Below are 18,409 nucleotides of genomic sequence, written 5' to 3' on the forward strand. Positions count from 1 at the left end.
TTCAGCCCTTGCTGACCGCCGTCAGGATCTCCGGCAGCCGCATGGCCATGCGCGGGGCCGCCAGGCGCAGACCGCCCCAGGTGATCAGTGCTCCGTACGCCGCTCCCACCGGGAGCAGCAGCCACAGCCAGTCCGTGCGGTCCGTGACGTGCAGGGTGATCGTCAGGGCGATCACCGGGGCGCTCAGCACCGCCGCCGCGACCATGCCGCCGAGGATCGAGATCCAGGCGATCCCGGCCTGCCCCGGTGCCACGTTCTTGAACGCCCCCTCCTGCGGCACCGAGTACGGGAAGCTCACCGAGGCCACCGCGCCCGCCGCCAGCATCGCGCCCAGCAGCGCGAACGACAGGCCGGTCACCCCCGGCAGCAGCTTCCAGTCGCCGAGCAGCGCCGCCGTCACGACCGCCACGAGCACCGTGTACGGCAGGGTGATCAGCAGCAGCGCCAGTGCCCGGGCGCGCAGTTCGAGGTACGCGTCCCGGGCCGAGGAGATCGTCTGGGCGACCATCCAGAACGCGGAGGTGTCCTGCCCGAACTGGTTGTACATCTGCATGCCGAGCATCCCGGCGGCGAAGCAGGCGAAGTAGACCGTGCCCTGGCCCTGGAGCGCGTTGATCAGCGGGACGATCAGCCCGATCGCCAGCGCGGTCACCCAGGCGGCCTTGGTCTTCGGGTCCCGTGCCATGTACCGCAGGGCCCGCTGCATCACCGTGCCGGTGCGGTCCTCGGGGAGCAGGGCCCACAGGCCCGCGCCGATCCTGCCCGACCTCTCGCGGTCCGGCCCGGCGGCGGCGGTCGTGGAACCGTCCGGCGCGGTCATCAGCTTCGTCAGGCTGCGCTGCCACAGCCACAGCAGCACCACCAGCGCGGCCGCCGCGATCAGCAGCTGGACGACGGCCCGCCCGTACGCCCCCTCGGCGGCCGAGTCCACGGACCCCACGGCCGAGGCGGGCGGCAGCCAGCGCACCACGTCCGCTGCCGGGTCGAGCGGGGCGAGCCCGCCGGTCCGGCCCAGGCGCTGGGCGCCGAAGTTGACGACCTGGATGCCCACCGCGATCAGCAGGCCGCTGAGGACCGCCAGGTCCCGGCCCTTGCGGGAGGTCAGCAGCCGGGTGTTGGCGGCGGCGACCGCGCGGGCCAGGGCCACGCAGACCAGCAGGGTCAGCGGCACGGCGAGCACCGCGAAGACCACCGCGCCCGCCCCCTCGGCCAGCGCCGCCACCGAACCGGCCGCCAGGCACAGCGTGAACAGCGGGCCGAGCCCGATCAGCGAGGAGACCAGCAGCGCGACGATCAGCGGCCGGGGCCGCAGCGGCAGCATCACCAGCCGGGTCGGGTCCAGGGTCTCGTCCCCGGCCGAGAAGAACAGCGGCATCACCGCCCAGCCGAGGGCCAGGACCCCGGCGAGCAGCACCACCAGCGAGTCCGCGTGGTCGTGGCCGCGCAGCAGGACGAGCCCCAGCAGCAGCACGGCCGCGGCCAGCAGGGCGCCCACGACCGAGATCAGGTAGACGGCCTTGCGCCCGCTGGACTGGCGCAGCCCGTTGCGGAGCAGGGCCAGCTTGAGCCGGGCGAATACGGGAATCAGCGCGGACGCACCGGTCGTGGCCCCGGTCCGGGGGCCGCTGCCCGCGGGGGCGTCGAGCACGCTCATCGGTCGCCGCCCAGCCAGTCCAGGGTCTCCCCGGTGTCGCGGTCGCCCGCGCCGACCAGTTCCAGGAACGCGTTCTGGAGGGAGGACGCCTCGCCGCGCACCTTGGCCAGCGGGCCGTGGGCGCGGATGGTGCCCGCCGCCATGACGGCCACCCAGTCGCACAGCGACTCGACCAGCTCCATCACATGGCTGGAGAAGACGACGGTCGCGCCCGAACGCGTATAGCGCTCAAGCACCTTGCGGATGGTCTGCGCCGAGACGGGGTCGACGCCCTCGAACGGCTCGTCCAGGAACAGCACTTCGGGGTTGTGCAGCAGGGCGGCGGCGAGCCCGATCTTCTTGCGCATCCCGGTCGAGTAGTCGATGACCAGCTTGTGCTGGGAGCCCGCCAGGTCCAGCACGTCCAGCAGCTGGGTGGCCCTGCTGTCCACCTCGTGCCCCGGCAGCCCGCGCAACCGGCCCGTGTAGGCGAGGAGTTCGCGGCCGGACAGCCGCTCGAAGAGGCGCAGCCCCTCGGGCAGCACGCCGATCTGGGACTTCACCTCGACCGGGTCGCCCCAGACGTCGCGCCCGCCGATCTCGATCCGCCCCTGGTCGGGCCGGAGGAGACCGGTGACCATCGAGAGCGTGGTGGTCTTCCCCGCCCCGTTGGGCCCCACCAGGCCGATGAACTTGCCCGCGGGCAGCTCCAGATCGATCCCCGCGACCGCGGTCTGCTCGCCGAACCGCTTCCACAGCCCCTGCACGCGCACCGCGGGCGGCGTCCCGGCCTGCCGCGTTCCCCCGAGTTCCGTCCGGTCCGCCATGTGCGCGCCTTTCGAAGTCCCCGTACGTACTGTCGTACCTCGGGGACCACCCTACGAAAGGCGTGCCCGGCGCGCGTCGGCCGCCGCCCGCCCGCAGGCGTACGCGAGCGGGCCGATCAGCTCCTCGACCTCGGGCAGCCAGCGGTTGGCGGTCGTGGGGGAGCGGGCCCACTGCACCGCTCCGGCCCCGCCGACCCGGGTCGGGGGCGCGACGACGTAACCGCCCTCGCCGACGCCGCGCAGGCCGATCGACGCGGCGTTCCACCCGGCCCGGCGGACCAGGTCCTCCGCCTTCGCGGCGGCGCCGGGCAGCACGAAGAACTGCATGCGGCGGTCCGGGGTGCGGGTCACCGGGCCGAGCGGCAGGCTCATCCGGTCCATCCGGGCGAGCGCCAGGAAGCCCGCCGACTCCGGCACGTCCACCGCGTCGAACGCGCGCCCGGTGGGCAGCAGCACCGCCGCCCCGGGCTGCCGGGTCCACATCCGGCGGGCCGCCGCGCCGCTGCCGGTGGCCCCGTCCGCCCAGCCGTCCCCGGCGGGGTGGGCGCCGGGCGCGGCGCACGACTCCTCGCCGCACGAGCAGCGGCGGCCGCCGTCGGACGGCTCCAGCCACGTGCCCGGGCACACGTCCCAGTGCCTCTCCTCCGTGTACCGCACGGCGGCGTCGAGCAGCTGCTCCACGCGCTGCCGGGGGACCCGCTCCGCTTCCTTGACTCCGATGGGCTCTTTCACGTCCAGCTCAACTACGGGCTTCACGAAGAGTTACGGCCGCCCGCGGCGCGGTTCCGCACACGGGGCGCACGGGTGCACGGGCGGGGGCGCGTGGGAGAGGCACGGGCCCTGGGCGGGTAGCTGGTTACGGGACGTCCGGCAGGTGCGGTCCGGCGCGGCATTTTAGTGACCGGCCGTGACGAATGAGGTAAGTCGCGCAGAAAGTGACCAACACGATGAATGGGCGCATTTCTCGGACATATGCCGGGCAGTGATCCCGCCACCTATCACTGCGGCCTCAGGGGGATACGCATGGCAGCCAGGCCACTCGTCGCACGGCAGCCGAACGAACGGCTCCAGTCGCTCATCCAGGAAGCCGGATGCTCCAACGCGGGCCTGGCCCGCCGGGTCAACATGGTCGGCGCCGAACGCGGCCTCGACCTCCGCTACGACAAGACCTCCGTGGCCCGCTGGCTGCGCGGCCAGCAGCCGCGTGGCCGGGCGCCGGGCACCATCGCCGAGGCGCTGGGCCGCAAGCTCGGCCGTACGGTCACGATCGACGAGATCGGCATGGCCAACGGCAAGAACCTCGCCTCGGGCGTCGGCCTCCAGTTCGCGCCGACGGTGATCGGGGCGATCGAGCAGGTCTGCGAGCTCTGGCGCAGCGATGTCGGCCGCCGCGACTTCCTCACCGGCTCCACGGTCGCCTCGTCCGCGCTCGTGGAGCCCAGCCGCGACTGGCTGATCACCGGCGCCGACCCCCAGGTCGCGCGGGCCGCCGGGTCCCGGGTCGGGATGTCCGATGTGGAGGCGGTGCGGGCGACGACCGCCGCGCTGGTCGACCTCGACCACCGCTTCGGCAGCGGCCATGTGCGTCCGGTCCTCGTGCACTACCTCAACAGCGTGGTCTCCGGCCTGCTTTCGGGGGCGTACCGCGAATCGACGGGCCGTCAGCTATTCGCCGCGGTCTCCCGGCTCACCGAACTCGCCGGTTACATGGCGATCGACACGGGCCAGCCGGGCCTGGCCCAGCGCTACTACATCCAGGCCCTGCGCCTCGCGCAGGCGGCGGGCGACCGCGCCTACGGCGGCTATGTCCTGGCCGCCTCGATGAGCCACCTCGCCGCCCAGCTCGGCAACCCGCGCGAGATCGCCCAGTTGGCGCGCGCCGCGCAGGAGGGCGCGCGCGGCCGGGTCACTCCGCGCGCGGAGGCGATGTTCTACGCGGCGGAGGCGCGCGGCCACGCCCTGCTCGGGGACGCCCGCGCCTGCCTGGAGATCGCGGGCCGGGCCGAGGCCGCCCTGGAAATGGCCGAGCCGGACAGCGGGGACGACCCGGACTGGATCGCCCACTTCGACCACGCCTACCTCGCGGACGAACTCGCGCACTGCCACCGGGACCTGGGGCAGGCGGAGGCCGCCGCGCGCCGGGCGAAGGAGTCCCTGGACGGCCACCCGGAGTCCCGTGCCCGGCGCCGGGGCATCGGCCTCGCGCTGCTGGCCACGGCCCAGGTCCAGCTCCGGGAGGTCGAGCAGGCGTGCCACACGGGGACCCGGGCGATGGAACTGCTGGGCACGGTGCGCTCGACCCGGGGCGCGGAGTATCTGGAGGACCTCCAGCAGCGCCTGCTGCCGTACGGGGACGAGCCCGCGGTACGGGAGTTCGGGGCGCGGCTTGAGCTCCAGGCGGCCTGATCCGGACGAAAGACCCTCACTGCGTCTTGAGAGGCCGCGGTGTTACACCGTGTGTCACGGGCGGGCTGCAGACTGCGGGCGCTTGGCACACTGTGGCTGCCACCCGATAGCGTGAGCCGACGATTCCATAGTTGACACGCACGTAGGAGTCCCGGTGACACAGAGCGGACAGGGCGACGAGCAGCAGAACCCTGCTGTACGACCCGCGCACGAGGGTGTCGTGCTGCCCTCGGACGGCGGAGAGCCCTGGACGCCGGGGAGAGCGGCGGACCAGGCGGCCCCGGCCGGCGGTCAGCCGTGGGGGCAGACGTGGGGCCCGCAGCACGGAGGACAGGACGCGTACGGGCAGCCGCAGCAGCAGTCACAGCCGTCGTACCCGCCGCAGCAGGAGCCGTACCGGCAGCAGCCCGGCGGGTACGGACAGGACGCGTACGGCGGGAACCAGGGCGTCGCGCCCCTGCCGCCCGCGCAGCCCCAGCCCTACGCGCAGCCGCTGCCGCCCGAGGCCGGGCCCGGCGCGGCTCCGGGCGGGGACGCCGACGCCACGCAGTACATCGCGCCGATACCCGGCGGCCCCGTCCCCGGCGGGCTGCCGCCGGAGAGCCCCGCGGAGTCCACGCAGTTCCTGGGCCGCGCCGCACAGGCCCCCCAGGGCGGCGGGGACGCCGAGGCGACGCAGTACATACCCCCGGTGCCCGGCGGCGCCCCGTACGGCATCCGGCCCGGGGCGCCCGGCGAGCGGCAGCCGCCCGCCGAGTTCGACAACCTCTTCCGCAGCGACGCCCCCGAGGGCGCGACGCAGCAGATGCCCCGGTTCGACCCGGCCCAGCAGCCCCCGTACCAGCAGCGCCCGCAGCAGCCCCCGTACCAGGCGGGCCCGCCGCCGCAGCAGGGCTTCCAGCAGCCGCCCCCCTACAGCGGCCCCCAGGACGGGCCGGGGCCCGACGAGGGCGACGGCGGGCGGCGCAAGAAGTCCGGCGCGGTGCCGCTGATCGCGGCCGTCGTCATCGGCTGCGCGGTGATCGGGCTCGGCGCCGGCGCGCTGATGAGCGGCGGCGACGATGACGACAAGGACAGCAAGCAGCCGGTGGCGTCCGCGAGTTCACCCGCCGCCGGTGGCCCGTCCAAGGAGAAGGAAGAGCCCGCCGCCGACCCGGGGAAGCCGCAGGCCGAGGAGCTGGACAAGCTCCTCGCGGACAGCAACAACAGCCGCGCCGCGGTGATCGGCGCGGTCGAGAAGACCAAGTCCTGCACCGACCTGGACACGGCCGTCTCCGACCTCAAGGGCGCCGCCAAGCAGCGCCGCGACCTGGTCACCCGGCTCCAGGCGCTCTCGGTCGACAAGCTGCCGGACCACGAGCGGCTGACCGCCGAGCTCACCCGGGCGTGGCAGGCGTCCGCGTCCGCCGACGACCACTACGCGGCCTGGGCGGCGCAGGCCAAGAGCAAGAAGGTCTGCAAGCACGGCCACGCGAAGACCACCTCGCACACCCAGCAGGCGACCGTGAAGAGCGGCGAGGCCAGCAACGCGAAGCGGCAGGCGGCCGCCCTGTGGAACAAGATCGCCGAGAAGTACGGCCTGACGAAGCGCCAGGCGACCGCGCTCTGATCCCCCGGGCCGCTGAACCGGTGCGCCCGCGCCGGTTCAGCGGGTCGCGCTGGCCTCCGCCATGGTCTCCGTGACGTCCACGAAGTCCTTCCGGGCCGCGACCAGCCGCCCGTCGCGCACCACCTGGAACGTCACCTCGCTGTTGACGACGCGCGGGTAGGACCGCGAGCCGATCATGTCCTCGTAGCGCCAGCGCAGCGGAGGCGTGAGGCCCCCCGTGTCGGCCCGCGCGCCCTGGCCGAGGGCGCGGGTGAGCTTCGCCGCGGTGATCCCGGACCCGTGCATCGACTCGATGACCGACTTCAGCGCGGTGTACGCGATCCAGGTGGTCTGCACGCCCGTGTCGTCCGGGTCGATCCGGTTGTCGCCGAAGGCGTACTCGCGGATCACCTTCCGCATCGCGTTCCACCTGGCATCGCCCGGCGGCGGGTACCAGCCGGTGACGTATGCCCCCTCGAACGGGCTGTCCCGCCCGCCGGTGCGGTCGATGAGCGGCTGTTCCACGCTGCCGAGCACGGATGCCACGCGCACCGCGGTGTCCTCCGGTTCCAGCCGCCGGAACGAGTCGAAGAAGGTCTCCGTGCGGTCGCCCAGCACGGACGTCACGCACCCGCCGGTCGTGCCCGCGCCGGACAGCGCGCGTTCCGCTTCCGCGTCGTACGAGGTGACGCCCTCGGCGGCCGGTATGTCGAGCGGCGCGGGCCGCCCGGCCTCCTTGAGGCCGGTGCGCAGCAGCCACGCCTGGCTGTCGCCGGACAGGGTGTCCGGGCGCACCAGCGAGACCCGGTCGCAGTCGTGCGCCAGCTGCTCGGCGGTCCCGGCGAGCAGCGCGGACTGGCCCCCGGTCACCGGGTAGGACGCGTAGCTGCGGAACTCCTCCTCGGAGGCCCCGTAACCGCCGATGTACGGGATCCCGGCGACCTCCAGCGGGGCCAGGAACGCCCGCCCGTGCCGGCTGTAAGAGCCGACGACCGCGACCGCCTTCTCCTCGACGGCCTTGCGGGCGCAGTTCCCCGCCCCGGTCCAGGCGTCCTGTTCGTCACAGGTGACGACGCGCAGCTCGCGCCCGTCGATCCCGCCGTGCGCGTTGATCCAGCGCCCGTACGCCTGTGCCATGGCGGTCATCCCGGCCATGTTCTCGGCGTCCGGTCCCGAGCCGCCGCCGGGCGCCCAGGTCACCACGGTGACGGGCCCCCTGGAGTCCCCCGAACCCCCAGGGAGCGCGCCGCAGCCGGACAGCAGCAGGGCCCCGGCCGCCACCGCGCCGGTGAGCAATCCGAAGGGGCGGGAAGGAAGGGGGCGTCGCCGTCCGGTCATGGACCGAGACCTTTCCCCGCCCCGGGTAACGCCGTGGTGTGCCCTCGTCAACGGGGGGTGACGTCACCGTGAACGCCAGGGGCCGGTCGGGACCGCCGAAAAGGGAACGTACGATCGACAACCGTGCAGCAAGGTTCCGAGAACTCTTCCCGTCGCGCCCGTCGCTCCTCCACCATGGGCGGCATGCCGCTCAATGACCTTCCCTGGTGGCGCTGGCGCAGCAACGTGCGCTCGGCGCTGCACATGCTCTCCGACCCCGTCTTCCACCGCGACTGCTGGCTGGCCGGCCGCGAGGGGTACGGCGACGTCACCGACGCCGTGTACCGCCTGGTCGAGGACACCTGGCTAGACAACTGGTCCGCCGAGAAGTACGTCGGCACGATATTCCGGGACGCCACCGAGGCCGCCCTGGTGGACGCCGCCGTACTCCGGGTGCTGCGCATCCTGCACCAGGTCGGAGCGGACGCCCCGGTCTCCGTCTACCTGGAGCACCCCGGCTGGCCGGAGGCCGTCGCGGCCGCCCGCGAGGCGCACGTGCTGCTGGCCGCCAACGACGGCGAGGACCCCGACACCCCGCCGCGCTCCCTGGACGTCCTCCGCATTCTGACCAGGTCCGCCTGATCCACGCCCGGTGTGGCACGCTACGGGGATGACCGCGCCGCAGCCTGCCCCCGACCAGTACGTCCTCACGCTGTCCTGCCCCGACAAACAGGGCATCGTGCACGCCGTGTCGAGCTACCTCTTCATGACCGGCTGCAACATCGAGGACAGCCAGCAGTTCGGGGACCACGACACCGGTCTGTTCTTCATGCGCGTCCACTTCTCGGCGGGCACTCCGGTCACCGTCGACAAGCTGCGGGCCAGCTTCGCCGCGATCGGCGACTCCTTCGCCATGGACTGGCAGATCCACCGCGCCTCGGAGCGCATGCGGATCGTGCTCATGGTCAGCCGCTTCGGCCACTGCCTCAACGACCTGCTCTTCCGGTCCCGGATCGGCGCCCTGCCGGTCGAGATCGCCGCCGTCGTCTCCAACCACCCGGACTTCGCCGAGCTCGTCGCCTCGTACGACGTGCCCTTCCGGCACATCCCGGTGACCCGCGACAACAAGCCGCAGGCCGAGGCTGAGCTGCTGGACCTGGTCCGCGAGGAGAACGTCGAGCTGGTCGTCCTGGCCCGCTACATGCAGGTCCTCTCGGACGACCTGTGCAAGCAGCTCAGCGGCCGGATCATCAACATCCACCACTCGTTCCTGCCGAGCTTCAAGGGCGCCAAGCCCTACCACCAGGCGCACGCGCGCGGCGTGAAGCTCATCGGCGCCACCGCCCACTACGTCACCGCCGACCTGGACGAGGGGCCGATCATCGAGCAGGAGGTCGAGCGCGTCGGCCACGGCGTCACCCCCGACCAGCTCGTCGCCATCGGCCGCGACGTCGAGTGCCAGGCGCTGGCCCGCGCGGTGAAGTGGCACGCGGAACGCCGCATCCTGCTCAACGGCCGCCGCACGGTCGTCTTCGACTGAGGGGCTCCCCGGGCGGGGCTACAGGCGGCTGAGCGAGGCGGCCGCGGACAGCACGTCGCTGATCGCCTCGCGGTCCCCGCGCTGCCCGGCCGCCGCCTCGACGGGCGGCACGTGCCCCGCCACCAGCCGGCAGAACTCCACGCCGTCCAGCGCGACCTGCGCCACCGTGTGCTCGGCGGACCCGAGGGCGGCGGGGGAGTCCAGCGAGACGTACCAGTCGCCGCCGCCCGAGCCCTCGATCTCCAGGTGCAGCGAGCGCCCCGGGGACCCGGCCGACACCAGCCGCCCGGCCGGCCCCGCGAGCCCCGTCCGGCGCCGCAGCGCCAGCGCCCCCGGCAGCAGCCGGACCGCGAGGTCGATCATCCGGTGCAGATGCCCGGCGGACGGCGGCTCGTACGGGTAGTCCACCGCCTTCGCGATGTCCCACGCGTGCACCCAGCACTCGAAGGCCCGGTCGAGCATCGCGTCCCGCAACGGCAGCGCGAGGTCCCCGTACGGCACGGACAGCTCCGCGGCCCCGCGCCGCGCGAACGAGACGGTCCTGAGCAGCGTGCGGCTCTGCTCGCGCCACGGCTCACGCACCGCGCGGGTGAGCGGGCGCCGGGCGGACGTCCAGTACGCCTCGGTCCGCGCGGTCGGCGTGAGCGGGGCGCCGGGGAGCGGGTCGTCCAGGCCGAGGGCCGCGCCCACCAGGCCGTCCACGCTCATCAGGTGCCCGATCACCCCGGCGACGGTGGTCCGGCGGTCCGCCTGCCGCTCGTCCTCGAACCACTTCAGCCGCACCGGGGCGTGCCACTCGGCGGTGCCGATGTCCCGCAGCAGCGCGTCGAGCCGCGCCGTCTCCGCGTCGTACGGGGCGGCCCAGTCCGGCACCGGGACCTTCGCGGGGCGCCGGTTCAGGCAGCTCTCCAGCACCCGGGACCGCAGCAGCGGATCGAGATCCAGGCTCCGGTCGGTGTGCAGCAGCCCGACCGCGTCCCGCAGCCGCAGCGCCTCGTCGGAACAGGGCCCGCATCCGGTCAGGTGCGCCTCGACGGCCTCGGTCTCCTCGGCGGAGCACGCGGCGAGCGCCCAGGCGCCCAGGAGGGCCTGAAGCACCCGGTGCGGGAGGACCGGGGCGGGCGGCGGCACCCGTTCCAGGTCCCCGAAGTCGTCAGCGGCGGGCCTGGGTCCCGGTATGCGCCGGGCGCCGCGCACCTCGTCGCGGCCCTCCTCGTCCCGGTCGCCGCCCGCGCCGCCGCTCACAGCGTCCTCCCGTAACCGGGCGGCGGGGCGCCCTCCACCGGCCGGGTCCGGGCGGTGGACAGCAGCTGCAGCCCGAGCCGCAGCCGCCTGCGCGCCTCGTCCTCCGTGACGCCGAGGTCCGCCGCGGCCTGCCGGTAGTCGCGGCGCTGTACGTACGCCAGCTCCAGGGCGGCCCGCAGCGGCGCCGGCATCGAGGCGACGATGTAGTCGGCCCGGGCCGCGGCGGTGGCCCGGCGGACCCGCTCCTCCAGGGCGTCCGGACCACCGGGGCCGTGAGGGTCCCGGGCGTCCTCGGCATACGCCGCGTCGCGCAGCCGCCGCACGGACTCGCGGTGCGTGAGGAAGGCCAGCCAGGCCCGCATGGAGCCCTGCTTCGGGTCGTACATGTCCGGGTTCTCCCAGACGTAGGCGAAGACCTCGCGGGTGACCACGTCGGCGGCGTCCTCGTCGTCCAGCATCCGGTTGGCCTGGCTGTGGACGAGGGCGGCGAACCGGTCGTACATCTCGCCGAGGGCGGCGGCCTCGCCGCGCGACAGCCGCTGCTGCATCCTGCGGTCCCAGCGGGGTGGTGCGTTTTCGGCCATCTGCCCCCCAGTCCTCCGCCGTCGGACCTGTGCGTCCCTGTCCCACTCGTCCTGTCCGAATGTAGTCCCCACCTCCCCAGAAGCACGCCCCTTTACGACAAGTACGTCCTGGGAACACGCCGTCTTTGCGAGACGGGTGTTTCGCGAGGGACGTACGGGGGCAGCCGCCAGGGAGGAACGCAAACTTCCGGATCACCGGGCTGCCCGGAATCCCCGGAACGAGAGGCCCAGTCGCGTGACCCTGAAAGTCTCGGAGACCGAGCGGGGCGGATGGACCGTGCTGCACATAGGCGGCGAACTGGACCTGCTGACTTCGGCCATCGTCCGCCAGTCCGTCCACGAGGTGGTGGCCGTGGGGCGCCACGACGTGGTGCTCGACCTGTCCGGCGTCCAGTTCTGCGATTCCAGCGGCGTCGGGGTGCTCATCGCCCTGCGCCGCCTGATGCGGTCCTGCGGCGGACGGCTGCGCCTGATCCTGCCCGCCCGGGGCGCCGAGGAGGGCTCCCACGTCAACCGCGTGCTCGCCGCCCTCGGCGTGCGCCGCTTGTTCGATGTCTTCCCGGACTGGGACGCGGCCGTGGACGAGAAGGCCGAGCCGATGACGGCCTGAATCTGCCGTCGCCGCACCGGCTCGTGCGGAGCTGTCACAGGGCTGAGCCCCGTAAGTGACACGTGACGGCTGAAGGCGTCGTACGCTCCCCGCATGGACAGCGCAGAGTATGAGCGCAAGATCGCCTTCCGCTTCGCCGCCTTCGACCAGGACGGCAACGGATACATCGATCGCGCGGATTTCAACGCCGCCGCGGCCCGTCTGCTCACCGAGTTCGGTACGACGGCCCGCTGCGACAAGGGCCAGGCGCTCTACAGCGGCGCCGAGGCGTTCTGGCAGGGCATGGCGGGCATCGCCGACGTGGACGGGGACCAGCGGGTCACCCGTGAGGAATTCGTGGGCGGGGCGGTGAAGCGGCTGCGCGACAACCCGGAGCGGTTCGCGGAGATCGCCCGCCCGTTCCTGCGGGCGGCCCTCGCGGTGGCGGCCGGGCCGTCCGGCGGCGACAGGGCGCCGGTACCGGCCGTGGAGCGGGCCCTGAGGGTCCTCGGCGCGAGCCCGGACGCGGCGGCGTTCGCCGCGCAGAGCCTGGACACGGACCGGGACGGCGGGGTCGTCGAGGAGGACGCGGTGGCCGCGCTGGCTTCGTACGTGACGGTCATCGAACCGGATTAGTGGCGGACGCCCAGGGGCATCCGGCCCCTGGGCGTGACGCAGTGCGACCGTCGGTCACCGATACCGGCTTGTGTCCTTCGCCTGATTCGTCACGGCGTGGAGTCGGCACCCGGCTCGGGTACCCTCCGTGGGATGGGAGTCGTTCTGGAACCTGACGGTCCGGACGCGGCCTGCGGGGCGCGTCGGGTCCGGATGAGGTGCTGTTCGACTCTCCGCAATGTGCGTCGCACAGTATGCACTACGCGTACTCCTTCGCGCTGGAATATGCCCGAAGCGCTTGTTGCGGTGACTGTACGTCAACCATGCTGTCGTGCAAGGGAATCACGTTCCGTGACCCCATGGAGGCGCGAGGCGATGTGTCCGCCGGTTCGGATGGTGTGAGCGGTGCAGGTGCTTCAGGTTCAGTTGGAGGTCGGGCCCGACCCCGCGGAGGTCGGACGGGCCCGCAGATGGGCGCGCTCACGGCTCGCCGGTTCCGGCGTCAGGGACGACGAGCCGCTGGCCGAGACCCTCATCCTGCTCATCTCGGAGCTGGTCACCAACGCGGTCGTGCACACCGGCTGTCCGGCCGTGCTGCGCATGCTCTTCGGTCCGGCGGGCGCCCCGGGCGGCGCCGGGACCGTGCGCGTCGAGGTGGCCGACGCCAGCTGCCGCCCGCCGCAGCAGCGGCACGCGCGGGGTGAGGACACCGGTGGCCGCGGCCTGGAGCTGGTCGACGGCCTCGCCGACCGATGGGGCTGGCAGCCGGAGGGCGCGGGCAAGCGGATCTGGTGCGAGGTGGACCGCGGCGTCCCGCTGGTCCAGGGCCGGCTCCAGCCGGGCGCGCACGGCGCCGAGCCCGCGGTTCCCTAGGCGCTCTTTCCCGCCGTCGTGCGGAACGTGCGGCGGTACACCGTCGGCGAGACGCCCAGCGCCGCCTGGAGGTGCTGCCGCAGCGAGGTGGAGGTGCCGAAGCCCGCGTCCCGGGCGACCTGGTCGATGGACAGGTCCGTGGACTCCAGGAGCCGCCGCGCCAGCTCCACGCGCTGCTGGGTCAGCCACTGCACGGGGCTGACGCCGACCTCCTCGCGGAACCGCCGGGTGAACGTCCGTACGCTCATCGACTCCTGCCGGGCCATGTCCCGCAGCAGGATCGGCCGCTCCAGCCGGGCCAGCGCCCAGGCCCGGGCGGTCGTCGTCGTGGCGAAACGGGTCTCCGGCACGGGCCGCTGGATGTACTGCGCCTGCCCCCCGTCCCGGTGCGGCGGCACGACCGTGCGCCGGGCGACGTCGTTGGCCACGGCGGTCCCGTGGTCGCGCCGCACCATGTGCAGGCAGAGGTCGATCCCGGCGGCCACCCCGGCGGAGGTCAGCACGTCCCCGTCGTCGATGAACAGGACGTCCGGGTCGACCCGGACGTGGGGGAAGAGTTGCTGGAAGTGGTCGGCGGAGGCCCAGTGCGTGGTGGCGGGGCGCCCGTCGAGATACCCGGCGGCGGCCAGGACGTAGCTGCCGGTGCAGATGGACACCATCCGGGTGCCCGGCCGGATGTACGCGAACGCGGCGGCCAGTTCGTCGGTCAGCCGGCCTTCGGTGTAGACGGGGCCCAGCTCGTAACTGGCCGGGATGACGACCGTGTCCGCCGTGGCAAGGGCCTCGGGGCCGTGCTCCACGACGATCGAGAAGTCCGCGTCCGTGCGGACGGGCCCGGGCGGCCGGGTCGAGCAGGTCACGACGTCGTACAGTTTCCGGCCCCGGTTCAGCGGCTCGGAACCGAGCGAGCGCCCGAAAATCCTCTGGGGGATGCCCAGTTCGAAGGGGAGCAGCCCGTCGAGGGCGAGGACGACGACCCGGTGCGGCACAGCGGACTCCCTTCGGCCGGCCGGGGCCCGTGAAAAGCCCCTAGCTGGTATAGACCATAAGCTGATACATGTCATCGGTGTGAAGGAAAAGTCAGCAGACTCCGTGCGCATTCCCGCCACGGACCCCCAGGCCGCCCTCGGCGGCCCGTCCCCTCTCCCGCCTCTGCCGCCTCTGTTCGAGGAGCCCGGCAGGCAGCTCTGGAACCGTAACTTCAGGCTGTTCTTCGTCGCCCGCACCGCCGCCGTCTTCGGTGACGGCATGATCCCCGTCGCCCTCACCGCGGGGCTTCTCGGCGCGGGCCGCCCGGCCTCCTCGGTCGGTTACGCGCTGGCCTGCTGGATGGGCCCGCTCGCCGTGTTCGTCCTCTTCGGCGGGGTCCTCGCGGACCGGTTCACGCCGCGCCGCATGATGATCATCGCGGACGCGCTCCGGCTCGTCGGTGCCTCCGTGCTCGCCGTGACCTTCGCGACCGGCAACCCCCCGCTCTGGGCGGTGTACGCGCTGAGCTCGGTGGCCGGTGTCGGCGCGGCCCTGTTCCAGCCGGGCGTCGCCTCCACCGTGCCGCGTGTGGCCCCGGACGTGCAGCGCGCCAACGCCGTGCTGCGCGTCTCCGAGGCGCTGATGACCATGGCGGGCCCCGCCTTCGCGGGCGTCCTCGTCGGCCTGGCGAGCGCGGGCGCGGTCTACGCGGCCAACGCCTCGACCTTCCTGGTCTCCGGGGCGTGCCTCTTCCTGCTCCGGCTGGCCCCGGCCCCCTCGGACGAGGCGCCGCGCGGCTCGTTCCTCGCGGAACTCGTGGACGGCTGGCGCGAATTCACCGCGCGCAGCTGGCTCTGGGGGGTGATCGCCGTCTGGACGGTGTACGGCTTCGCCGTGCTCGGCCCGATGCTCCCGCTCACCGCCGTCCGCGTCACCGAGGCGCACGGCTCGGGGACGTACGGCGCCATGATGGCGGTCAACGGCGCGGGCAGTGTCGTCGGCGGCCTGCTCGCCCTGCGCCTGCGCCCCCGCCGCCCCCTCGCGGCGGGCGCCGTCGCGCTCACCGGTGTCTGCGCGAACCTCGTCGTGCTGGGCCTCGGGCTGTCCGTACCGGCCCTGGGCGCGGGCCAGTTCGTGGCGGGCGCGGCCTCCGCGTTCTGGCTGGTGATGTGGTCGACCACCGTCCAGACCCACGTACCGCCCGAGTCCCTGAACCGCCTGCACGCGTACGACGTGGCCGGATCGCTGCTGATGGTGGCGGCGGGCCGCGCCCTGGCGGGCCCGCTCGCGGACGAACTGGGCGCGCCCGAGGTGCTGTTCGCGGGAGCGGTGGTCAACGTCCTGGCGGTGGGCGTGCTGCTCGCGGCCCGCCCGGTCCGCCGGCTGGAACGGATCGGCTGAGCCTGCGGCGGGCGGGCGCTACTTGTTGCGCGCCCGCTCCTCGGACTGCTGCATCTCGATGACTCTCAGGACGTGTGCGCTGGTCTGCCGGCGCACACTTCCGGCGACGAGCAGTCCCGTACCGGCCACCGCGAGCGGAGCCGAGACGCCGAGCAGGGTCAGCTGCTCGGGCATGGTGGTCTCCAGCTTGCAGATGGACGAGGCGCGGAAGCAGTACATCCTGTCCTCCGTGTCCCAGATCAGGAAGCCGACCCGGACCCACAGGGCACAGGCGATGAGCAGCAGCACGGCTCCCCATCCCTGCATCAGCGAAGACCCGTGGTTGAAGTGCTGTCGTTCGGCCCACTGCATGAAGTTCCCCCGGGACTTGGTCGGAGCGGCGTGCCCCAGATCGTACGCGTGTGCGGAGGGCGTCAGGGTGGTGGCCCGATTCCTGCGAACCGTGGCCATCGGGCCACTCGTGGGGGAGGGGTCCGCGCCCGGATGCTGAGCGGGTGAATCCGACAACCGAGAGCGTCGCTCCCGTCGCCCCCGCTCCGAACACCCCCGGGAAGCCCGGTCGCTGGCGTATCCACCGCGCCTGGATCGTCGCCGCCGTCACCTTCGTGACGATCATCGGCGGGGCCGCCTTCAACTCCCTGCCCGGTCTGCTCTTCGACCCGCTCCAGGACGAGTTCGGCTGGTCGCGCGGGGAGATCGGGTTCGCCGTCTCCATCGACATGGCGCTGTACGGGGTGACCGCGCCGTTCGCCGCCGCGCTGATGGACCGGTTCGGCATCCGCCGGGTGGTGGCCGTGGCGCTGAGCATGGTCGCGGTCGGGGCGCTGGCGAGCGTGTGGATGACGGCGGCCTGGCAGCTGATGCTCTACTGGGGCGTCCTCGTGGGGCTCGGCACGGGTTCGATGGCGCTGGCGTTCTCCGCGACCGTCACCAACCGCTGGTTCACCGCCCGGCGCGGCCTGGTGACCGGTGTCCTCACCGCCGCCGGGGCGTCGGGCCAGCTGGTCTTCCTCCCCCTCTGCGCGTGGATCGTGGACCGGCACGGCTGGCGCCCGGCGTCGGTGACCGTGGCGCTGGCGGCCCTGGTCGTCGTCCCGTTCGTGTGGCTCCTGATGCGCGACCACCCGGCCGACGTGGGGCTCGCCCCGTACGGCGGGGAGTACACCGAGAAGCCGGCGCCCGCGAGGGGTGCGGCGGGCCGGGCCGTGCGGGTGCTGTTCGACGCGGCGCGCACGGGGCCGTTCTGGCTGCTGGCCGGGTCCTTCGCGATCTGCGGCGCCTCCACCAACGGCCTGATCCGTACGCACTTCGTGCCCTCGGCGCACGACCACCACATGCCGATCACCGCCGCCGCCTCGCTCCTCGCGGTCATCGGGATCTTCGACATCATCGGCACGGTCTTCTCCGGCTGGCTCACCGACCGCTTCGACGCGCGCCGGCTGCTGGCGGTGTACTACGGGCTGCGGGGGATCTCGCTGCTGTTCCTGCCGCTCCTGATGCACCCGACGGTGGAGCCGCCGATGGTCTTCTTCATCGTGTTCTACGGCCTGGACTGGGTCGCCACCGTCCCGCCGACCCTGGCCCTGTGCCGCGAGCAGTACGGCGACGACAGCGCGATCGTCTTCGGCTGGGTCCTGGCATCGCACCAGGTGGGGGCGGCGCTGGTCGCGTTCCTCGGCGGAGTGGCGCGGGACCACTTCGGTACGTATGACGTGGTCTGGTACGCGGCGGGGGCGCTGTGCGCGGTGGCGGCGCTGATGGTGCTGGTGATCCGGCGCGTGCGGGGCCCCGAGGGGGCGACGCTGGTGGCGTAGGGCCAGAATGCGTGCGGGAGGGGCCCTTATGTCGAGCAACACCGCATGGGACACGGGTAAGCCGTGGGGGAGATGGCGGCCGGGCCGCGCGCCGGACGGGTCGCCGTCCGTGTGGACGGGGCGGTCCATCGTGGCGGGGGCGGCGGCGCTGTACGTGGGCTTGATGCTCGCCTTCGAGGTGTACGCCTTCGCGGGACTCACCATGGAGACGTACAGGCCGCCGGACGGGCCCGGGGGCGGCCTGCTCATGCTGCCGTTCTCCCTGTGCTTCGGGGTCCCGGCCGCCCTGTGGGGGAGCCTGGCGATCGTGCTGCCCCTGGTGTGGGCGGCTCGCCGGGCCGGTGCCCGGCTGACCGGGAGGGACGCCTGGTGGTGGGTGCCGGCGGTGGCCGCGGTCCCGGCGGCCCTGATCACGGCTGTCGTCGCGGTCGCTCTGCCCCCCCGGCCCGGACCCCTGGTCCTGACCTGCCTGTCCGGCGAAGTGCTGCTCGCCGGGCCCGCCCTTCTGGCGCGGTACGCCGTCCTGGACGGGCGCCGTCTGCTGCTGTCCGTGCTCGGCTGCGGGGCGCTGGCGGCGACGCTCGTGTTCGGTATCGGCGCCACGGCGTTCGGGACAGGGCTGCTCACCGAGTACCGGCCTCCGAAGGTCGACGCGGCCGGGCTGGCGGGCGCCTGGGCCGACGGCCACAACGGCACGCTGCGGCTGAACGCCGACGGCACGGCCCGCGCCGAGGGCCTGACGGACCATGAATCCGCATACGAGGACCACGCGGACGCCCGCCGCGCGAAGTACCGCTGCACGGGCACGGGCACCTGGGCGTACGAACCCGGCGCATCCACTACCTGGAACCAGCGTCTGAAGGTGCGCATCGAGCGCTGCGGCTTCGACGACTTCGACGAGTACGTCGACTCCGGCTGGCTGATCAGCGGCACGCCGGAGCACCCGAAGCTGGTCCGCCTGTACGGCGATCTGGATGCCCCGGGGGTGTACACCCTCACCCGTTGACC

Annotated in this window: 18 protein-coding genes; 10 read left to right on the top strand and 8 right to left on the bottom strand. The window is 73.3% G+C overall.

What is annotated here, in order from left to right; genetic code table 11:
- Position 1 precedes the first annotated feature (1 nt).
- Genes ACZ6C6_RS25550 through ACZ6C6_RS25560 form a run of 3 tightly spaced genes read right to left on the bottom strand, consistent with a single transcriptional unit; the run spans position 2 to position 3,192 of the window.
- Complete coding sequence (locus ACZ6C6_RS25550) at positions 2–1,654, bottom strand: transporter (protein WP_469205646.1); 1,653 nt, start codon at positions 1,652–1,654, stop codon at positions 2–4.
- Entirely contained in the window at positions 1,651–2,460 is an 810-nt protein-coding gene (locus tag ACZ6C6_RS25555) for an ABC transporter ATP-binding protein (protein ID WP_469205648.1), read from the bottom strand. Before ACZ6C6_RS25555 ends, ACZ6C6_RS25550 begins: the two co-directional genes overlap by 4 nt.
- A 51-nt stretch (positions 2,461–2,511) precedes the next feature.
- Positions 2,512–3,192 (bottom strand): bifunctional DNA primase/polymerase, encoded by a 681-nt coding sequence (locus tag ACZ6C6_RS25560; RefSeq protein WP_469205650.1) that lies wholly within the window; start codon positions 3,190–3,192, stop codon positions 2,512–2,514.
- A 291-nt stretch (positions 3,193–3,483) separates the two neighbouring features.
- Between ACZ6C6_RS25560 and ACZ6C6_RS25565 the strand changes: the two genes are divergently transcribed.
- Both ACZ6C6_RS25565 and ACZ6C6_RS25570 read left to right on the top strand, forming a co-directional pair.
- Complete coding sequence (locus ACZ6C6_RS25565) at positions 3,484–4,866, top strand: transcriptional regulator (protein WP_469205652.1); 1,383 nt, start codon at positions 3,484–3,486, stop codon at positions 4,864–4,866.
- A gap of 220 nt (positions 4,867–5,086) precedes the next feature.
- A complete protein-coding gene (locus tag ACZ6C6_RS25570) occupies positions 5,087–6,475 on the top strand; it encodes a hypothetical protein (RefSeq protein WP_469205736.1) in 1,389 nt (462 codons plus the stop codon).
- Positions 6,476–6,511: 36 nt separating this feature from the next.
- On the opposite strand, the gene ACZ6C6_RS25575 is transcribed toward ACZ6C6_RS25570, so the two are convergent.
- Positions 6,512–7,792: an ABC transporter substrate-binding protein gene (locus ACZ6C6_RS25575; RefSeq protein ID WP_469205654.1), complete on the bottom strand. Its 1,281-nt coding sequence runs from the start codon at positions 7,790–7,792 to the stop codon at positions 6,512–6,514.
- A gap of 174 nt (positions 7,793–7,966) precedes the next feature.
- On the opposite strand from ACZ6C6_RS25575, the gene ACZ6C6_RS25580 reads away from it, so the two are divergent.
- Positions 7,967–8,413, top strand: coding sequence for an SCO4402 family protein (locus tag ACZ6C6_RS25580; RefSeq protein ID WP_469205738.1), 447 nt, complete (start codon positions 7,967–7,969; stop codon positions 8,411–8,413).
- A 28-nt stretch (positions 8,414–8,441) separates the two neighbouring features.
- Positions 8,442–9,311, top strand: coding sequence for a formyltetrahydrofolate deformylase (gene purU / locus ACZ6C6_RS25585; RefSeq protein ID WP_469205655.1), 870 nt, complete (start codon positions 8,442–8,444; stop codon positions 9,309–9,311).
- A gap of 18 nt (positions 9,312–9,329) precedes the next feature.
- On the opposite strand, the gene ACZ6C6_RS25590 is transcribed toward purU, so the two are convergent.
- Complete coding sequence (locus ACZ6C6_RS25590) at positions 9,330–10,556, bottom strand: zf-HC2 domain-containing protein (protein ID WP_469205657.1); 1,227 nt, start codon at positions 10,554–10,556, stop codon at positions 9,330–9,332.
- Positions 10,553–11,140, bottom strand: a complete 588-nt coding sequence (locus tag ACZ6C6_RS25595) for an RNA polymerase sigma factor (RefSeq protein ID WP_469205659.1) — start codon at positions 11,138–11,140, stop codon at positions 10,553–10,555. The genes ACZ6C6_RS25590 and ACZ6C6_RS25595 overlap by 4 nt, the downstream gene beginning before the upstream one ends.
- Before the next feature lie 235 nt (positions 11,141–11,375).
- Between ACZ6C6_RS25595 and ACZ6C6_RS25600 the strand changes: the two genes are divergently transcribed.
- The 3 genes from ACZ6C6_RS25600 (at position 11,376) to ACZ6C6_RS25610 (ending at position 13,217) form a co-directional block, all read left to right on the top strand.
- Complete coding sequence (locus ACZ6C6_RS25600) at positions 11,376–11,750, top strand: STAS domain-containing protein (protein WP_469205661.1); 375 nt, start codon at positions 11,376–11,378, stop codon at positions 11,748–11,750.
- Between the two features lie 93 nt (positions 11,751–11,843).
- Positions 11,844–12,365, top strand: coding sequence for an EF-hand domain-containing protein (locus tag ACZ6C6_RS25605; RefSeq protein ID WP_469205662.1), 522 nt, complete (start codon positions 11,844–11,846; stop codon positions 12,363–12,365).
- A 384-nt stretch (positions 12,366–12,749) separates the two neighbouring features.
- Positions 12,750–13,217 carry an ATP-binding protein gene (locus tag ACZ6C6_RS25610; RefSeq protein ID WP_469205665.1) on the top strand — a complete coding sequence of 156 codons (468 nt, stop codon included), beginning with the start codon at positions 12,750–12,752 and terminating at the stop codon, positions 13,215–13,217.
- Here ACZ6C6_RS25610 and ACZ6C6_RS25615 read toward each other — a convergent pair.
- The gene (locus tag ACZ6C6_RS25615) at positions 13,214–14,206 is read right to left on the bottom strand and encodes a GlxA family transcriptional regulator (RefSeq protein ID WP_469205667.1); all 993 of its coding nucleotides are present in this window, start codon (positions 14,204–14,206) and stop codon (positions 13,214–13,216) included. The genes ACZ6C6_RS25610 and ACZ6C6_RS25615 overlap by 4 nt on opposite strands.
- 103 nt (positions 14,207–14,309) lie before the next feature.
- Between ACZ6C6_RS25615 and ACZ6C6_RS25620 the strand changes: the two genes are divergently transcribed.
- Positions 14,310–15,587, top strand: coding sequence for an MFS transporter (locus ACZ6C6_RS25620; RefSeq protein ID WP_469205669.1), 1,278 nt, complete (start codon positions 14,310–14,312; stop codon positions 15,585–15,587).
- A gap of 18 nt (positions 15,588–15,605) precedes the next feature.
- On the opposite strand, the gene ACZ6C6_RS25625 is transcribed toward ACZ6C6_RS25620, so the two are convergent.
- Positions 15,606–16,037 carry a hypothetical protein gene (locus ACZ6C6_RS25625; RefSeq protein ID WP_469205671.1) on the bottom strand — a complete coding sequence of 144 codons (432 nt, stop codon included), beginning with the start codon at positions 16,035–16,037 and terminating at the stop codon, positions 15,606–15,608.
- 44 nt (positions 16,038–16,081) lie between these two features.
- Between ACZ6C6_RS25625 and ACZ6C6_RS25630 the strand changes: the two genes are divergently transcribed.
- Entirely contained in the window at positions 16,082–17,401 is a 1,320-nt protein-coding gene (locus ACZ6C6_RS25630; RefSeq protein WP_469205673.1) for an MFS transporter, read from the top strand.
- A gap of 28 nt (positions 17,402–17,429) precedes the next feature.
- Positions 17,430–18,407, top strand: a complete 978-nt coding sequence (locus ACZ6C6_RS25635) for a hypothetical protein (protein WP_469205675.1) — start codon at positions 17,430–17,432, stop codon at positions 18,405–18,407.
- Positions 18,408–18,409 lie beyond the last annotated feature (2 nt).

The organism is Streptomyces sp. NPDC041814 (assembly GCF_055590565.1).